General features: G+C 53.2%; 16 protein-coding genes and 1 pseudogene. 1 reads left to right on the top strand and 16 read right to left on the bottom strand.

The window, feature by feature from the left end; all coding sequences use genetic code 11:
- Positions 1 to 101: 101 nt before the first annotated feature.
- The 15 genes and pseudogenes from ACLB09_RS00965 to ACLB09_RS00895 all read right to left on the bottom strand — a co-directional run bounded on the left by ACLB09_RS00965 (position 102) and on the right by ACLB09_RS00895 (position 12,816).
- Complete coding sequence (locus ACLB09_RS00965; RefSeq protein WP_410767880.1) at positions 102 to 1,010, bottom strand: CvfB family protein; 909 nt, start codon at positions 1,008 to 1,010, stop codon at positions 102 to 104.
- Positions 1,007 to 1,354, bottom strand: coding sequence for a ribosome silencing factor (gene rsfS, locus ACLB09_RS00960; RefSeq protein WP_410767879.1), 348 nt, complete (start codon positions 1,352 to 1,354; stop codon positions 1,007 to 1,009). Before rsfS ends, ACLB09_RS00965 begins: the two co-directional genes overlap by 4 nt.
- Positions 1,355 to 1,388: 34 nt before the next feature.
- On the bottom strand, positions 1,389 to 1,967 hold the full coding sequence (gene yqeK / locus ACLB09_RS00955) for a bis(5'-nucleosyl)-tetraphosphatase (symmetrical) YqeK (RefSeq protein ID WP_410767878.1): 579 nt from the start codon (positions 1,965 to 1,967) through the stop codon (positions 1,389 to 1,391).
- Complete coding sequence (locus ACLB09_RS00950) at positions 1,951 to 2,544, bottom strand: nicotinate-nucleotide adenylyltransferase (RefSeq protein WP_410767877.1); 594 nt, start codon at positions 2,542 to 2,544, stop codon at positions 1,951 to 1,953. Before ACLB09_RS00950 ends, yqeK begins: the two co-directional genes overlap by 17 nt.
- Positions 2,545 to 2,565: 21 nt before the next feature.
- A complete protein-coding gene (gene yhbY, locus ACLB09_RS00945) occupies positions 2,566 to 2,856 on the bottom strand; it encodes a ribosome assembly RNA-binding protein YhbY (protein WP_410767876.1) in 291 nt (96 codons plus the stop codon).
- Between the two features lie 376 nt (positions 2,857 to 3,232).
- On the bottom strand, positions 3,233 to 4,099 hold the full coding sequence (gene aroE, locus ACLB09_RS00940) for a shikimate dehydrogenase (protein WP_410767875.1): 867 nt from the start codon (positions 4,097 to 4,099) through the stop codon (positions 3,233 to 3,235).
- Between the two features lie 40 nt (positions 4,100 to 4,139).
- Positions 4,140 to 5,267: a ribosome biogenesis GTPase YqeH gene (gene yqeH / locus ACLB09_RS00935; RefSeq protein ID WP_410767874.1), complete on the bottom strand. Its 1,128-nt coding sequence runs from the start codon at positions 5,265 to 5,267 to the stop codon at positions 4,140 to 4,142.
- Positions 5,264 to 5,791 (bottom strand): YqeG family HAD IIIA-type phosphatase, encoded by a 528-nt coding sequence (locus tag ACLB09_RS00930; RefSeq protein WP_410767873.1) that lies wholly within the window; start codon positions 5,789 to 5,791, stop codon positions 5,264 to 5,266. The genes yqeH and ACLB09_RS00930 overlap by 4 nt, the downstream gene beginning before the upstream one ends.
- 118 nt (positions 5,792 to 5,909) lie before the next feature.
- Complete coding sequence (locus ACLB09_RS00925; protein ID WP_410767872.1) at positions 5,910 to 8,177, bottom strand: DUF4129 domain-containing transglutaminase family protein; 2,268 nt, start codon at positions 8,175 to 8,177, stop codon at positions 5,910 to 5,912.
- On the bottom strand, positions 8,174 to 9,421 hold the full coding sequence (locus ACLB09_RS00920) for a DUF58 domain-containing protein (protein ID WP_410767871.1): 1,248 nt from the start codon (positions 9,419 to 9,421) through the stop codon (positions 8,174 to 8,176). The genes ACLB09_RS00925 and ACLB09_RS00920 overlap by 4 nt, the downstream gene beginning before the upstream one ends.
- A gap of 3 nt (positions 9,422 to 9,424) precedes the next feature.
- Positions 9,425 to 10,360, bottom strand: a complete 936-nt coding sequence (locus ACLB09_RS00915) for an AAA family ATPase (RefSeq protein ID WP_410768968.1) — start codon at positions 10,358 to 10,360, stop codon at positions 9,425 to 9,427.
- A 249-nt stretch (positions 10,361 to 10,609) separates the two neighbouring features.
- Positions 10,610 to 10,960, bottom strand: a complete 351-nt coding sequence (spoVAE, locus tag ACLB09_RS00910) for a stage V sporulation protein AE (RefSeq protein WP_410767870.1) — start codon at positions 10,958 to 10,960, stop codon at positions 10,610 to 10,612.
- Entirely contained in the window at positions 10,957 to 11,982 is a 1,026-nt protein-coding gene (gene spoVAD, locus ACLB09_RS00905) for a stage V sporulation protein AD (protein ID WP_410767869.1), read from the bottom strand. The genes spoVAE and spoVAD overlap by 4 nt, the downstream gene beginning before the upstream one ends.
- Positions 11,982 to 12,488: pseudogene (gene spoVAC, locus ACLB09_RS00900) on the bottom strand (stage V sporulation protein AC). The gene spoVAD and the pseudogene spoVAC overlap by 1 nt, the downstream one beginning before the upstream one ends.
- 184 nt (positions 12,489 to 12,672) lie before the next feature.
- The gene (locus ACLB09_RS00895; RefSeq protein ID WP_410767868.1) at positions 12,673 to 12,816 is read right to left on the bottom strand and encodes a hypothetical protein; all 144 of its coding nucleotides are present in this window, start codon (positions 12,814 to 12,816) and stop codon (positions 12,673 to 12,675) included.
- A gap of 115 nt (positions 12,817 to 12,931) precedes the next feature.
- On the opposite strand from ACLB09_RS00895, the gene ACLB09_RS00890 reads away from it, so the two are divergent.
- A complete protein-coding gene (locus tag ACLB09_RS00890) occupies positions 12,932 to 14,005 on the top strand; it encodes a M42 family metallopeptidase (RefSeq protein ID WP_410767867.1) in 1,074 nt (357 codons plus the stop codon).
- A 107-nt stretch (positions 14,006 to 14,112) separates the two neighbouring features.
- On the opposite strand, the gene ACLB09_RS00885 is transcribed toward ACLB09_RS00890, so the two are convergent.
- Positions 14,113 to 15,084 carry a phosphotransferase family protein gene (locus tag ACLB09_RS00885; RefSeq protein WP_410767866.1) on the bottom strand — a complete coding sequence of 324 codons (972 nt, stop codon included), beginning with the start codon at positions 15,082 to 15,084 and terminating at the stop codon, positions 14,113 to 14,115.
- Between the last annotated feature and the right edge of the window lie 10 nt (positions 15,085 to 15,094).

Below are 15,094 nucleotides of genomic sequence, written 5' to 3'. Positions count from 1 at the left end.
TGTCACCGCACTTTCATTTCCGCACATCTGTCGTTGCAGGTACAGTTTATTTGAAATTCGTGTTTTAGAATCGCTCAATTTGATCATTGTGGATCATCGGCTTATTCCGGTTTGGTCTCTTCCTTGTCCTTCAATGCGGAAGCCAGGTAGGTCCAATTCTCGCTCTGCGTGATCTTGCCTTCCTTCATCAGCTTGCCGAGCGCACGCTTGAACGCTGATTTGCTAATGCCGAACCGCTGCTTGATCAGGTCGGGCGCGGTAGCGTCAGAGAACGGCATCCCTCCGCCGGGACGGCTCTCCAGGTAAGCCAGAATGCGATCGGCATCTTCGTCGCGGCCGATTTCTTTGCGGGGCACCATCGACAGGTTGATTCGCCCGTCCTCGCGGATATGCGAAACGCGGACCTTGACCCGCTCGCCCAAACGCAGCAGCCGGATGCGCTCGGAGGAATGGATCATGCCGATCGCTCCGAATCCAAGCACCCCTCCGTCCACGATGACGAACGTCCCCATTTGCAGCGGTTTATAAACTACCGCTTCCATCCATTGGTTGTTCCAGGTCGTCGGCGCGTGAAAAGCGTGCGGAGCGAGTTCCTGCTCCCCGGCAAGCTTGGCCTTCAAGCGTCCTTGCTTGTCATGCTCCATCACGACATAGACCTGGTCCCCCACTTGAGGATGCAGCTCCCGAAGTTCGGGGAGCTCCCGGATCGGCAGCAACAATTGCCGTCCCAATCCCATTTCAAGGAAGCAGCCGAGCCGCGGATGCACGTCGGCTACTTCCAGCAACGCAAGCTCACCTAACGTGAGATACGGTTTTTTCATCGTTGCGGCCAACCGGTCTTCCGTATCGTAGAACAAGAACACTTCGACCGTCTCGCCCGGCTGCACTTTGCGAGTCAACTCCGAGTAATGAAGGAGCACGTCCTGCGTACCTCCGCTGAGAAAATAGCCGTAAGGCGACACTTCCCGATCAACGGGAAGAGAAATAATCGTTCCCGCTATAAGGCTCATACGTTCTCCACTACTTTTGCGTCCGACCACAGACGCTCGATATTGTAATACTCCCGCTCGTCCCGGTGGAATACATGGACTACGACATCTCCCAAGTCCATGAGCACCCAACGGGCGGAGTTCATTCCCTCGATGCCGCGAATCTGTACGCCAGCTTCCTGGGCGCGTTTGCGCACTTCCGTTACGATGGCCTGTACTTGCGTGTCCGAGTTGCCGTGACAGATGACGAAATAGTCGGCAATCATGGAGATTCCTTTCAGGTCCAGCGCCACGAGATTCATCGCTTTTTTGTCTTCCGCGGCTGCCACCGCGATACTGAGCAATTCATTTGGTGATACCGGCATTCATTCAGCCTCCTAGTTAGATAGATGTTGTAGCTTATAAAAAAGCTCTGTTTGCTTTGATGAGATCGTTTCGGGCCAAAACGGTTAGCGGAAAAATCGCCTTCCGCTTCTCCAGCAGGAAGGAAATCGTCGAATCGAATCCGGCGATCAGCGCGTCCTCCAGACTGTGCTCGGCCAGTTCGCGAATCCGCTCGACGCCGGGAAACTCCCGCCCTGGCTCCATATAATCGGCCAGACAGACAATCTTGTCCAATTTCGTCATGCCTACGCGGCCCGATGTATGATACCTTATGGCATCCAGCACCTCTTGATCCGCAATACCGTAATCGCGTTGCGAGATAAAAGCGCCGACTTCCGCGTGTAAAAGCTGCTTGTCATGCTCCAGTAGCTCCGGGTTCAAGCCATTGTCACGGATAACGGCTTCCTGCCGCTCGATCGGCCAAAATTTGGCCAAATCGTGCAGCAGCGCGGCCAAATCCGCTTTAATCGGATCGCCGCCAAAGCGATTCGCCAGAATCACCGCCGTTTCCATCACGCCTTCGACATGCTTCCAACGTTTGGCCGGCATTTGTCCGGAGACGATCCCGATCAATTGATCACGAGTGTATTCCATACAATCCGCTCCTTACGATATATTCATACACCGCTTCGGGCACCATGTAACGCACCGACAATCCGCTGGAGATTCTTTTGCGGATCAGGCTGGAAGAAATGTCGACGAGCGGCATATCGGCAAGAAGCACCGCGTCCTGAATATATGGCGGCAGCGCATCAAGTTCAAGAAAACTTCCGGGACGCTGCAGACCGATAAACCGGAGCATGCCCGTCAATTCCTCGATCCCTTCCCATTTTGGAAGGTAATTGACCATGTCGGCCCCGATGATAAAATGCAATTTCAAGTCCGGATGCTGGCCGCGAAGCTCTTTTATCGTATCGACGGTATAGGATACCCCGCCTCGGCGCAGCTCGATATCGAGCGTTTTGAATGCCGGATGGCTACTCGTCGCCGCTTCCACCATGGCGAGCCGCTGCTCCCCGCTGACACCGGCCTGGTGTTTGTGGGGAGGAATATGAGAAGGCATGAACCAGACCTCTTCGAGACGATACTGTTCGCGCGCAGCTTCCGCAGCCAATAAATGTCCCAAATGGATCGGATCAAAAGCTCCCCCCATAATGCCGACTCTCTTCATGTCCACATCCCCCTCTGCCGCTTAAGGAAGCTCGATCTGTTTATATTCGCGAGATTCCTTATACAATACAATTGTTCTTCCGATCAGTTGAACCAACTCAGCTTCCGCTCCGGAAGCCAGCTCTTCGGCAATTTCCTTCGGATCGTCCAAATTGTTGTTAAGCACGGAAATTTTAATCAATTCCCGGCGTTCCAGCGCTTCGGAAATATGCCGGATGATCTGATCGTTCGTGCCCCCCTTGCCAACCTGAAAAATCGGCTGAAGATGGTGAGCTTGGCTCCGCAAATAACGTTTTTGTTTTCCTGTAAGCATGTAATTTCAAAACTCCTCTAAATGTAAAATAGTTGATTGGAGATATAGGGCATAACCATTGACTCATTGGCCCGGATGATCCGATCAAAGGCATAATTAACTGGAAAATATACAGCTAATTTGGCGGTTATCGCTCGAATCATCCTAATTAACTGGAAACCCTCCAGTTAATTAGCCGATCCAATTGAGTAAAAAGCGATTCCGGTCATATTAGATGGAGGTTTTCCAGTTAAATTCCTTCGATCGCTTAAATCGAGGAATTAACTGGAGAAAATCCAGTTAATTAAGCCAGAAACGACTGCGTCGTACGCCTCATACCCGATTGGATGAAATCGTGGGGCGCCAAAACGGCGGCTAGGCCATACCTCGTCAGCGGCTAAGCCAAACTGCTTAGCACCGCGGACCGCATCGCTTCCACGGGAGCCGGCCTGCCGGTCCAATACTCGAAGGCATATCCGCCTTGATAAACGAACATCCCGATTCCGTTATGGACCGTGCAGCCCTTCCGTTCCGCCTGAACGAGCAGTTCCGTCCAGAGCGGATTATAGATAAGGTCGCTGACGACGATACCGGAAGGCAGCTTAGCCGCATCCAACGGCATTTGTCCGGGATGCGGATACATCCCGACGGAGGTTGTATTGATCAAAATATCAATTTCCGGCAACAGATCCCCGGCCTCGTCCATGCCGCAACCCTGAAGGTGACCGAGATGGCTCCATTCCCGGGCCAAATTCTCCGCCTTCTCCGCCGTACGGTTCGCCACGGTTACCCGGGCAGGCGCCTCCTGCAGCAGGGCATGCACAATGCCGCGCGCAGCGCCGCCGGAACCGAGCACCATGACCCGCTTTCCGGACAAATCCGGCTCAGCTTCCTCTTTCAATGAACGGATGTAGCCGATGCCATCCGTATTATAGCCTTTCAGCACTCCGCCGTCATTGACGATCGTGTTGACCGCACCGATGGCACGGGCTCCTTCATCGATCTCGTCCAAGTATTTCATAACCTCGACTTTATGCGGAACCGTTACATTGACGCCGCGAAAACCCAGCGCGCGTATCCCCTGAACCGCTTCCTGCAAACGTTCTTCCTTTACGTGAAGCGGTACGTAACTTCCCTGGATACCCGCAGCCTGAAGCGCCGCCATGTGCATCGCCGGAGACTTGGACTGAATGATCGGATTCCCCATGACGCCAAGCAACAGCGGCAATGGATTTCCCTCCCGCTCTTTCTCTATGACATTCATAGTTTTCCCCCTTTGATCCCTTCCGTAAACGAGAAAAAGACTAGATCACCGAAGGCCGAATCATCACTTTAATGCCTTTGGGCACATGAACAGCCACAACCGCACCCGATTCATTATTTATTTTGATCCAGCCCAAACCGGAAATAAACAGATCGGACCGGCTCCCTTTCGCAACCCGGAACTCATGCCGCGTCCATTCCGGAAGCTTCTCCAGGTTTTCCCGGGTTGGAGGGGCCAGCAGTTCGCCCGCGTGATCCGCAAACAATTCGTCCGCGCGTTCCAGCTTGGTCCGGTGCAGCGGAACCCGCCCGCTCACGAAGCAGGTAAACGATTGACGTTCCCCCTGGATAAAATCGAAACGTCCAAATCCGCCGAAGAAAATGGTTTGCCCTTCATTCAACTGATACACCGTCGGCTTCAACGGTTTGTCCGGCAAAAGGATGCCCAGATCCTCCGGGCTCACGATCTCGCTGTATCTTGACGGATACATAATGCCCGGCGTATCGATAATCGATCTCCCGTCGTCCAGCGGAATATGCACCATATCCAGCGTCGTTCCCGGATATCTGGACACGGTCAGTTCCTGATCGAGATCGCTGTAATCGCGGATCAGCCGGTTGATGAGCGTCGATTTGCCGACATTCGTCGCGCCGACCACGTACACGTCCCGGTCGCCGCGGTATCTTGCCAACGCTTCCAGCAGGCGGTCAAAGCCGCTGCTTTGCTTCGCGCTGCAGAGCACGACGTCCTCAATTTTCAGCCCGAGATCCTTCGCTTCTTTTTGTACCCAGTTCCGCAGCTTGTTCCAATTGGTCACTTTGGGCAGCAGATCGATTTTATTAACCGCGAGCAGTACCGGGTTATTACCGATAAAACGCTGAAGCCCCGAAATCACGCTGCCGTGAAAATCAAAAATATCGACGATGTGAATGACCAGTGCCTCTTTCCCGCCGATCTGACCGAGCAGCCGCAGGAACTCGTCCTGTTCCACCGTAACCGATGAGGATTCATTGTAGTTTTTGATCCGGAAGCACCGCTGGCAAATGACCGGCTCCCGCGTAAGTGCCTGCTTCGGGGTATACCCCGGTTGGTTCTGCTCTTCGCTCTGCAGTTTGATCCCGCAGCCGCTGCAGCGGAATTGTCGTTCTTCGCTCCGCTTGTCTGTCATTTCTGTTTTTCCTCCTCAAGCCATAATCCCGATTTCCCTAAACGATGCTTGACGATCCGCTCCAACCGCCGGTTAATGCGGGTGCCGAAACCCTCGTCGCCGGCAGATATCGGAAGTACCAGAACGGTAAACAACCCCTGCCGGTTGCCTCCCAATATGTCGGTCATCATTTGATCGCCGACTACGATCGTCTCTTTCGGGTCAAGGCCCATGATTTCCATTCCTTTCCGGAATGAGGACCCCGCCGGTTTTCTCGCCTTATGCACGAACTCAATATTTAAGGGGGTGGCGAACACTGACACCCTGTCCAAATTATTGTTTGACACGATCACAAGTTTAAATCCGGCTTTCTTTACCTTTTCGAACCATTCCACCAGTTCGGGCGTAGCCAAAGGGGCTTTGGCCCCGACCAGCGTGTTGTCCAGGTCCGTAATGATTCCCCGGTACCCTTGTTCATACAGGCCTTGGAGGTCGATATCAAAGACGCTGTTGACCCGCAGTTTTGGCAAAAATCTTTCAAACAATGTACGTTCACCTCGGTTTCATACGACAAACTATACCATATTCTGTCCCTGCTTTATATTTATATTTTAAAAAAGAAAACGTCCCCGGTGCAAGCACCGGGGATTAGTCAACTTGCCGTCATATTCTGAAACGTTGCGTAACATGTCCGCCGGTTCTTCTCCGGGTCATCCGGATCAGCTTGCGGGAGATCTCCTGGACGATTTTCCATTGATTCGGCGAAAACGCCTGCCGGCTATAACTAGCCCGCTCAAATTCCCGCAGCAGCGCGTCCAGGGACGCCGTCAGTTCCGGCTGTTTCTCTTTCCAGCGGCCAAATGATTCCCTTAGCGTTTCGTCTCCGCTCCGCTCAAACCCTCGCCACCGCAGTCTGCGGACTACGCGATGCGTCTCCAGAACAATCTTCTCCTCAATCGTCAAAGGCCGTCCCAGGCGCAATCTGTAAAATCCATAGTAAAACGCGGCCCGCATTTGGTACAGAGCCCACGCCAAAACTATCGCAAGCGCAACCAGAAATACGTTTCGGATCGCCTTCGGGTTTATTTCATCCAAGAAGCCAGCGTCTTGTTTGGCGGTCCCGCTATCCAACAAGGCTTCGTCTGTAATTGTCACTACACTTCCGTCCTGTTCATACAGTACCGGTGCGTCAAAACCGGGAGTTGCTTCGAACGGAATCCAACCGTAGTCGCCGAAATACAGCTCAGCCCAGGAGTGCGCGTCGGCATTATTCACCCGGTATGCCATCCCCGATTCCGGAAATCGCTGCATGTATTCGGGTTCAGGCTGGTTGCCCGGCGCATACCCTTTGACCCAACGTGCCGGAATACCCAGCGATCTCGCCATCATTACCATAGAAGTGGAATAATAATCGCAGTATCCTTGCTTGATCTCGAACAGAAATGAATCCACGAAGTCCTCGCTTTCTATTCGGGACAAGTCGGGTTTATTGGTGTATTCATAATTTTGCCGGAGATAGGCCTGCAAGAGTTCCATCTTCTTATAAGGCGTGGAACCTTCAGCGGTAACCTGAACGGCAAGCTCCCGGATCCGCTCCGGAAACTCAGACGGGATTTGCAGATATTCACTGTCTTGCGTACCCGTGTACAGTTCCTCGAAAGTAGCCTGCTGTACTTCTTCCAGCGGAATGACCGGGATGTTCGCCATAACTTTATATTTTTTCGGATAGAGGCGTTCCACGGGTTCCTGACTGCTCAAAGCCTGCTTGTTCCCGCCCCAGTGGAGCTCGGCTTCTTTCGGCGCCCACATCATGGTTGCCCCGGTTTGCTGCTCCTCATCCATAAGTTCCACGCTACCGATAGAATAACCGCCGAACAATACGGGATAGACTTCCTCGTTTTGCATCGTAATCGTTTGCTCTACCTGCATAATGGTTGCTTTCGGAGCAATTTTCGTGCCCGGCAACTCTCCGGTGGAGCTTCCCTGGTAGACTTCGTAGTTCCGTGCTTCATCTTGCAGGTCCATCCATCCCTTGCCGGTATAATTCCGGCGCGTCTCTCCGCGCCAGTAGGATCTAACGGATGTATCCACCGACATCACCGGGCTGTAACTGAATTCAAAACCGCCGCCAAGCTCCGTGTCGTCCCGGCTATAGCCGGAGATGACTTCTTGCGGAGCAATAATCGTGACGGCTCCCGCCGCCGCGGAGGCCGGAATTGCGGCGCTCCCCCCGGCTCCGTTCTCCCTGTTTTTCCATGCGGTATACGGATCCGTTAACACCGGAGATACCGACGGCATGCTGATTCCGATCAAGAGAACGCAGGCAAAAATAACAAGTATATTGGCGGCGATCTTAACCGGCTGGCTCCGAAGCCGGCTCCAGCCTTGCGGATATTTGAGCTGAAATGAGCGGAAGTGCAGGCTGACCAGCCATCCGAGTCCCCCGAACACCGTCCAGGCTACATTTTGCCATAAATAATAGGAAGTAAATGAGTCCAGGATGGCAAAAGCCACCAGGTCAGCGGCCAAAAAGATCAAAATACGTTTTTTTCCGGTCAGCAGTTCCAGCGCGAGTTCAAAAAACGCCCAGGCCGCCAATGAAAACCAAATATAAGGCGTAAATTGCTGGGCCATCTCGCGTAACTGATCCGGAAACCATCTGCCGGCCGGAATATACACTTGATAGGCGACCAATACGATCCGCCAGACTACGATTACCGCAATGGCTTTTATGACCCAGCGCCAGACGGCTCCCAAAGGAAGCATCTCGATCGCGGCAACCGTTAACAGCGTCACGGTAACAAGAGCTGTAGTCTCTTCAAACCATAAAGGTTCCGTATAATCAATCCATGGCATGGCGATCAGAAGCAGCCATAATACCGAAAGTATGCGGTACCAGGAAAACCGGCGGTCTTTGGAACGGTTCATCATCGGCCACCTCCCAGAGCTGAAGGAAGTTCGCTCAGCGAAGAGATTGAAACCCCTTTCATCCCTCTTTCCTGAAGAGCCGCTTTCCATTGCCCTTGCCGGCTTGCACCTGTACCCGAATTCGCCGTATGAATGTGATACGGCGTCATATAACGCGATTTGGCCCAGCGCATAATACCGAGCATCTTATCATCGGCCAGCGGGCTGATCAAAATAAAAAACGCGCCCGACGGGAAATACTCCCGCTTGGCCTCCAGCTTATCCTTGTAGGCGCCGTAACCGTCCGCATTAATATCCACCAGATGATGAAGCATCTGCTGGCGCTCCAGATATCCTTCCGCCGGAAGAAATCCGCGGAAGCTTTTGCCCAAGGTGCACAGCCCCATGCTGATTCTCTCCCGTGCCCCGTATTCCAGGAGCGATGCGGCTGTCGATACCGCCAATTCGAATTGGGAAGGCTGTACGTAGCTGATCGAATGCGCATCCAGCACCAGGATCGTCTTCGGCAGCGATTCGTGTTCAAATTCCTTCGATTTCCAGGTCCCCGTCTTCGCCGTTGCGTTCCAGTGAATCCTGGAAATCCGGTCGCCGTAAATATAATCCCGGACCCCGTTGATCTGGGTCGTTTCCCTGCGAGACAGGGCCACCGCGGTTTCCGGTCCGGCCAGGCGCGAATTACGGCTCTGAAGCCGCCAATGGGGAATAAACACGGTCCTCGGAAGAATACGGAACTCCCCGCCGGTCTCGAATACGCCTTTATGCTTCATTAGGCCGAAAATATCTTCCGAATGGCACTCCGTGCCGGTAAATACGTACTTTCCCCGCTCCAGCGGAGGCGTCTGATACATGATTGTGCTCTCTTTGCGAAAATGAGGAACAACGCTGTCTTCGAACATCCAGGAGTCCCCATTGTGCCGCTGCAAATGTTCTCTGACCACGATGTAAGAAAGCGGCATAAATTTCGGAGGCTGTACCTGAAGCTTGACATGGACTTGGTCCCCGGCTTTCAGCATTCCCGACCTTTCGCCTTCCTGCGATAAGCTGCGCGAGCCTTTCACGCGCTTGATTCCGCCCAAGCCGCCGATCACCCAGTATAAAGCCAATAGCGATACCATCGTAAACAGCATCAACGACGTTTTGCCGCCTTGAAACAATACGTAAAACAAACATACCAGCCACAATAAGGCTATCTTCCAAAAGTTCAGCGAGGAGAGCCCAGATCTGAATGTTTCCAGTACCGCACGCATAAATTACCGTCCCGCAGATATCGGCACCTGAACCTGCCGTAAAATCTGCTGCAACACTTGGCCAGAATTCATGCTGTCCAGCCGGGATTCGGGACGCAGCAAAATCCGGTGTCCAAGCACGTAAGGGGCCAGAATTTTTAAATCGTCAGGCAAGACGTAAGAGCGTCCCTGCAAAAACGCGAATGCTTTAGCCGCCGTCATAAAGGCGAGCGAAGCCCGGGGCGACGCGCCCAGCAGCACGGCTTCATGTTCCCGGGTACGCCGCACGATTTCCAGAAGATAGTCCGTCAGCAACTCGCCGATGTGCACTTCGCGGATTTCGCGTTGAATGGCGGCGATTTGTTCCATAGTGGTCACCGGGCGCAACTGGTCGACAGGCTGTCCCTGACTATGGGTGAAGAGCATGTTTTTTTCGGTGGCCGTATCGGGATACCCCATTCCGATTTTAAGCATAAAGCGGTCTAGCTGGGCTTCAGGCAACATATAAGTACCTTCAAAATCGATCGGGTTCTGTGTGGCGCAAAGCATAAAGGGATTCGGCAAGGGATAAGTTACGCCGTCCGCAGTAACGCTGCGCTCTTCCATAACCTCCAGCAGCGCGGACTGGGTTTTCGTCGTTGCCCGATTGATCTCGTCCGCCAGCAAAATATTTGTCATCACCGGTCCGGGACGGAACACAAACCGTTCCTCGTGGGGATGAAATACCGATACGCCGGTAATATCGCTCGGCAAAATATCCGGATTGCATTGAATGCGCCGGTAATCGCCGTCCATCGACTTGGCAAGCGCTTTGATCAACTGCGTCTTCCCGGTTCCAGGGACATCTTCGATCAGCACATGGCCGCCGGCAAGGAGAGCGGTGAGCAGCAAATTAATTTCAAAAGATTTTCCAAGAATGCATGATTCCAAATTGTCTTTTACGGCGGTCAATGTTGTCATCGATTGCTCATTTACGGGCACGTTTATTCCCTCCAGACATTTGATCGTCCTCTCGCATCTATGCTGTCTTTGCTTATTTCTTCCTATTGTACATGATGTAAGTCCAAGAAGTATACTCGAGACCCTTCGGGAGCGTTGTTGAATTATTTCAGGGTGAGGAACCTTCCGAAACTATGACAAAAAAACCTTCAGCCGGCGGCTGAAGGTTTTGCTTTAACAGGCAACTCCAGAAGCTTCTGTATCTCGTGATCAGCCCTTCGGACGAACGACGAGCGCGGCCAAAAATGAGAAGATGATCGCCGCGGAGATCCCTGCGCTGGTTACATCGAAGATCCCCGTGATGACCCCGATCCATCCGTCCCGTTCCAGTTCGGTCAACGCGCCATGCACGAGTGAATTGCCGAAGCTGGTGATCGGTACGGAAGCGCCGGCGCCGGCAAATTTAACGAGCGGATCGTACCATCCCACCGCATCCATGACTGCCCCGATCACCACCAAAGTACTCATCGTATGCGCCGGAGTCAGTTTAAACACATCGAACATAATTTGACCGACGACGCAAAACAATCCCCCTATGACAAATGCCCACAGAAATATCATCGTAATCCTTCCTCCCTTTCCAGAGCTACCGCATGGGCGATGCACGGGATACTCTCCCCTTGCTGATAAGACAGCGGAGACAACAGCGCTCCCGTCGCCACGATCAGCACCCGGTTCAGCTCTCCTTTTTTCATTTTTTTCAAAATATGTCCGTAAGTCACGACCGCGGAGCACCCGCAGCCGCTTCCTCCGGCGAGCACGAAAGGCTGCTTGTCCCGGTCGTAAATCATCAGTCCGCAGTCATTGAATTTCGTCTTGTTCATGGATACGCCATCTTTCTCCAGGACATCCTTAACGATGGCGTGTCCAACCGTTGCCAGGTCGCCGGTCACGATTAAATCGTAATCCTCCGGTCCCCGGCCCGTATCGCGGAAATGGGCGACAAGCGTATCGGCCGCAGCCGGTGCCATTGCTTCCCCCATATTGAACGGGTCCTTCACGCCAAGATCCTGAACCCGTCCGATGGTTGCATGCGTAATGCGCGGCCCCGAGCCTTTGGAGGAGACCACCGCGGCGCCGGAACCGGTAATCGTGTATTGCGCCGTCGGGGGTTTTTGCGAGCCGTATTCCGTAGGATACCGGAACTGCTTCTCCACAGTACAGTTATGGCTGGCCGTTCCGGCGAGCGCATAGTTCGCTCCCCCGGCATCCACGATCAAGGCGGCGAGTGCCAGGCTTTCCATCGAGGTTGAGCATGCTCCAAAGACGCCCAAATAAGGAGCTCCGATCTTTCTGGCTGCGAAAGTGGCGCTGATGATCTGATTCATGAGATCCCCGCCGATAAAAAATTGAAGCTCTTCCCGGGAAATGCCCGCATGCACCAGCGCCAGCGCCGAGGCGTGCTCGAGAAGTTTGCGCTCGGCTTTTTCCCAAGTCTTCTCGTCGATCTCCAGATTGTCGTACACGAAATCAAAATCGCCCGACAGCGGGCCTTGCCCTTCTTCCGGGCCGACCACGGTCGCCGCTCCGATAATGGCCGGCTTCGATTTAAATTCCCAGGACTGCAAGCCGGTTAGCATCATCAGTGCGATCCTCCCAAACCGAAAATGACATGCACCACGCCGACCAAAAAGGCCGCGACGACGCCGAAAACGATGACGGATCCCGCAAGTTTGAACATATTGGCCCCTACGCCCAAAACCAAACCTTCCGCCTTGGATTCCAGCGCCGAAGATCACATGGAATTGGCGAACCCGGTCACGGGCACCGCCGTTCCCGCACCGGCCCACTGGGCGATTTTGTCGTACACTCCAAAAGAGGTGAGAATGATGGAAATAATGATCAACACGGCAACCGTCGGGCTGCTTGCTTCCCTGGAAGTCATGCCTCCGAATGTCATAAATAGCTGCTGGATGCATTGTCCGATCAGGCAGATCAGTCCCCCGACAAGAAACGCCTTCAGGCAGTTCCCGAAAATATTAGTTTTAGGCTTATGCTTTTTGGCGATTTCTTTGTAATCTTCTTCGGTCAGCGACATAGAATTCAGCTTCACGCGGGCACCGGATCTCGATTTCGATTTTGCTGGCAATCGCCATCCCTCCTTCGTACATTTTCTATTGCAGGTCCAAATAGCGGATCTTTTTTCTTACGTCGTACATTCATTATTTGTCAGTGGGACATTTGTTATGTTTGGTAAATCATCCATAGCCGGACGGACAAAAAAACAGCGGATTCCCTATCGGAAACCGCTGCTCTGACACCTTTGTTTATGATTAAAGATATTGAAGGATGATGACCAGCAGAATGAACAATAACAAGATCACCAGCCAGTCTTTGGAATACCGCTCCATCATGACTTGCCTCCTTCGCCCCCTTAGGCTCTTTCGAAAAGAACTTTGCTGCAGTATATGAGCCATCTGCTGCTCCGGTGCCACTTCAAAATGTGGATTTTATTTTGTCGCAATTCCGGAACATAGACATTCCTTGAAAGCTGGTACATACTAAATAGTGATGGAAAGGAGAGAACGATCAATGAACGAAAAAACAAAGGAACTTTTTAAACAATTGACCGAGTTTCCCGCTGCCCCGGGATTTGAGCGCGAACTTCGTGTCTGGTTCAAAAATCAGCTATCGGCTTACACCGAAGAATTCGTGCAAGACCGTCTGGGAAGTCTGTTCGGTGTCCTGCGAGGCGATGATCAAGGACCCCGGGTCATGGTCGCAGGACATCTGGACGAAGTAGGCTTTATGACCACAGGCATTACCGATAACGGCATGGTGCATTTCCAGCCGCTCGGTGGCTGGTGGAGTCAGGCCGTATTGGCGCAGCGCCTGCAAATCATTACCCCGCAGGGCCGGATCGTCGGCGTTGTCGGTTCGACCCCGACCCACCTGCTGGATGAGGCCCAGCGCAGCAAACCCGTCGATATCAAGACGATGTACCTGGATATCGGGGCGGACAGCCGCGAGGAAGCCGAAGCGGCCGGGGTTCGGCCGGGACAACAAATCGTCCCGATCTGTGAATTTACGCCGATGGTCAATCCGAAAAAAATTATGGCCAAAGCGTGGGATAACCGCTACGGCGTAGGCCTTGCCATCGAGCTGATGGAGGCGCTGCGCGGCGAGAAGCTGCCCAATACGCTGTACTGCGGAGCCACCGTACAAGAAGAGCTCGGCCTACGCGGTGCGCGGACTGCGGCGAATCTGATTCAGCCGGATATTTTCTTCGGCCTCGACGCCAGCGCCGCGAACGACACCACCGGCGACAAAAAAGCATTCGGCCAATTGGGACAGGGCGCATTGCTCCGAATTTACGATCCGACGATGCTCACCCACCGCGGGATGGTGGAATATATCCAGGATACGGCAGATACCCATAAGATCAAATATCAGTATTTCGTGTCGCCGGGCGGTACGGATGCCGGACAAGTTCATTTGAGCGGGATCGGGGTTCCTTCCACGGTCATCGGCATTTGCTCGCGCTACATTCATACCTCGTCCTCGATCATTCATACCGACGATTATGCCGCAGCCAAAGAACTGTTGACCAAGCTGGTCAAAGGCCTCGACCGCACCACATTGAACACGATTCTGGAGCGGAGTTAAGCCTTAACATATAAATAGCACAACAAAGGGGCTATCCTCTCCGGTCTGTTTCGACCCTGAAGGATAGCCCCTTTTTTATGCCGTAACCCGTCATTTACAGGTTAAGTTTAGGTTGTCTTCGACTCTCGGCGCATTCCATCCCAGCACTGTTTTAAAAGCCCCGCCGCCCATTTGTGATGATTCTGATCACTATATTGCCGATAGGTGCACTCGATATGCAGAATCAGCGCGAGATACAAATCATAAAGCTGCAGCCGCTCTTTTTCGGCGCCGGTGAAGGATTCCTTGCCGTATCCGCTCAAGAAAGCCGGATTTCCCCCGAATAATCCCCGGAAATAGTACTCCATAAGAGGATCGCCCCATAGCGCTCTTTCGCAATCGATCAATCCGGTAATCCGGCCGTCCTGGACGAACAAGTTGCCGTCCCACAGATCCCAATGGACGAGGCGCGGTTCGATAACCTCCTCCAGGCTTGCCCTGCGCTCATCGAGCAAGGCCATGAACTCTTCGTCGCTTGCAGGCAACTCCACCCGGGCATCCGCAGCGTCGGCAAGCAGACCGGCAACCATGTCTTTAAATACGTCCGTCCATTCCTTACCCTGCTTCTCTTCCTGAGCATAGTAACCGAAACGCTCGCCGGAGATCTCATTCAGGCGGCGGCTCAACCGGCCCAGTTCTTCTTCGATCCCCTTTCGTTCCTCATGGGAAAGAGCTTCCTTTACTTTGTTGTACGGTTCCCCTGAAAGAAACTCCATAAAGAAGAACTCGCAACCGTCCCGCTCTGCTTCATAATAATAGACTTCCGGCACCGGGATCGACCCGGTTTCCTTCAGAAGGCGAAGCACTTCCACCTCGGCTCTCATGACATTCCGCTCGTAACGCATCATTCCGGCTTCAACCCGGGGAGCCACCTTCAGGACGGACCGGGTGCCATCATTGAAAGTCAGGGCATAGGCGGAATTGAACCAGCCGTCTTTCAGCTCCAGTTCTGAAGCAATCTTTTTTTCCCCGCCGAAAGCGCGGCTTACCAAAGCTTCCAAATCCCCTGCGCTTAGTTGCCGCTTAATTGCATTGTCCATCCGACATTCC

Origin of the sequence: Fontibacillus forbon, assembly GCF_046559655.1 — a bacterium.
Classification (GTDB): domain Bacteria; phylum Bacillota; class Bacilli; order Paenibacillales; family Paenibacillaceae; genus Fontibacillus.
This window is presented reverse-complemented; position numbering and strand designations above follow the sequence as displayed.

Excerpts from the sequence above, each read along its gene's own strand:
- ACLB09_RS00965 (WP_410767880.1), bottom strand. The coding sequence starts at position 1,010 with ATGAGCCTTATAGCGGGAACGATTATTTCTCTTCCCGTTGATCGGGAA.
- rsfS (WP_410767879.1), bottom strand. The coding sequence starts at position 1,354 with ATGCCGGTATCACCAAATGAATTGCTCAGTATCGCGGTGGCAGCCGCG.
- yqeK (WP_410767878.1), bottom strand. The coding sequence starts at position 1,967 with ATGGAATACACTCGTGATCAATTGATCGGGATCGTCTCCGGACAAATG.
- ACLB09_RS00950 (WP_410767877.1), bottom strand. The coding sequence starts at position 2,544 with ATGAAGAGAGTCGGCATTATGGGGGGAGCTTTTGATCCGATCCATTTG.
- yhbY (WP_410767876.1), bottom strand. The coding sequence starts at position 2,856 with ATGCTTACAGGAAAACAAAAACGTTATTTGCGGAGCCAAGCTCACCAT.
- aroE (WP_410767875.1), bottom strand. The coding sequence starts at position 4,099 with ATGAATGTCATAGAGAAAGAGCGGGAGGGAAATCCATTGCCGCTGTTG.
- yqeH (WP_410767874.1), bottom strand. The coding sequence starts at position 5,267 with ATGACAGACAAGCGGAGCGAAGAACGACAATTCCGCTGCAGCGGCTGC.
- ACLB09_RS00925 (WP_410767872.1), bottom strand. The coding sequence starts at position 8,177 with ATGATGAACCGTTCCAAAGACCGCCGGTTTTCCTGGTACCGCATACTT.
- ACLB09_RS00920 (WP_410767871.1), bottom strand. The coding sequence starts at position 9,421 with ATGCGTGCGGTACTGGAAACATTCAGATCTGGGCTCTCCTCGCTGAAC.
- ACLB09_RS00915 (WP_410768968.1), bottom strand. The coding sequence starts at position 10,360 with ATGACAACATTGACCGCCGTAAAAGACAATTTGGAATCATGCATTCTT.
- spoVAE (WP_410767870.1), bottom strand. The coding sequence starts at position 10,960 with ATGATATTTCTGTGGGCATTTGTCATAGGGGGATTGTTTTGCGTCGTC.
- spoVAD (WP_410767869.1), bottom strand. The coding sequence starts at position 11,982 with ATGATGCTAACCGGCTTGCAGTCCTGGGAATTTAAATCGAAGCCGGCC.
- ACLB09_RS00895 (WP_410767868.1), bottom strand. The coding sequence starts at position 12,816 with ATGGCTCATATACTGCAGCAAAGTTCTTTTCGAAAGAGCCTAAGGGGG.
- ACLB09_RS00890 (WP_410767867.1), top strand. The coding sequence starts at position 12,932 with ATGAACGAAAAAACAAAGGAACTTTTTAAACAATTGACCGAGTTTCCC.
- ACLB09_RS00885 (WP_410767866.1), bottom strand. The coding sequence starts at position 15,084 with ATGGACAATGCAATTAAGCGGCAACTAAGCGCAGGGGATTTGGAAGCT.